The sequence below is a fragment of the Streptomyces sp. NPDC048197 genome (assembly GCF_043202395.1).
GTDB lineage: Bacteria > Actinomycetota > Actinomycetes > Streptomycetales > Streptomycetaceae > Streptomyces > Streptomyces siderophoricus.
Window position 1 is genome coordinate 1 of the sequence record NZ_JBIDAJ010000076.1, and the last position, 1,083, is coordinate 1,083.

A 1,083-nucleotide genomic window follows, 5' to 3' on the forward strand; every position below is an offset into this window, starting at 1 on the left:
CATCACCGTGCGGCCGATGTGCCGGAAGGTCGTCCACTTGCCGCCGGCCACCGACAGCATGCCGCCGCTGCCCTCGGTGACGACCGTCTCGCGCTTGGCCTTGGAGGTGTCACCGGGGCCGCCCGGCAGCACTCGCAGACCCGCGAAGGAGTACGTGATCAGGTCGCGGGACAGCTGCTGGTCGCGGATGGAGAAGGCGGCCTCGTCCAGGATCTGGGTGACGTCCTTGTCGTTGACCGCGACGTCCGCCGGGTCGCCCTCGAACTCCTCGTCCGTGGTGCCCAGCAGCAGCATGTCCTCCCAGGGGAGGGCGAAGGTGATGCGGTACTTGTCGATCGGGGTGGCCAGCGCCGCCTTCCAGGGGGAGGTGCGCTTGAGGACCAGGTGCGCGCCCTTCGACAGCCGGATGGAGGGGGCCGCGTTCGGGTCCTCCATCTTGCGCAGGTGGTCCACCCACGGGCCGGTGGCGTTGAGCACCAGGCGCGCGCTCACCCCGAACTCCTGGCCGTCCGTACGGTCCTTGAGCTCGGCGCCGGTGACCCGGCCCTGGGTGAAGCGCAGACCGGTGACCTCGGCGTGGTTGAGGACCGTGGCGCCGGCCGCGACCGCCGCACGGACGGTCATCAGCGCCATCCGGGAGTCGTTCATCTGGTCGTCGCCGTACACGGCCACGGCCTTGAGGTTCTCCGTGCGCAGCTCCGGCACGTCGCGCTGTGCCTTGGCCGCGGATATCACGTGGCCGACGCCGTCGCCGAACGCGGACAGCGCGGAGTAGGCGAAGACGCCCGCACCGAGCTTGGCCGCGCCGTGCGGGCCGCCCTTGTAGACCGGCAGGTAGAAGGTGAGGGGGTTGGAGAGGTGCGGTGCGACCTCGCGGGACACCGCACGCCGCTCGAAGTGGTTCTCCGCCACCAGCTTGACCGCACCGGTCTGCAGGTAGCGCAGACCGCCGTGCAGCAGCTTGGAGGAGGCGGAGGAGGTGGCGCCGGCGAAGTCGCCGGCGTCCACCAGGGCCACCCGCAGTCCGGCCTGCGCGGCGTGCCAGGCGGTGGAGATGCCCAGGATGCCGCCACCGATCACCAG

Annotated in this window: 1 protein-coding gene; it reads right to left on the minus strand. The window is 71.1% G+C overall.

Annotated elements, in window-relative coordinates; genetic code table 11:
* On the minus strand, positions 1 to 1,083 hold a 1,083-nt coding region (locus ACGF4C_RS39180; RefSeq protein WP_393573430.1), incomplete at both ends, for a glycerol-3-phosphate dehydrogenase/oxidase.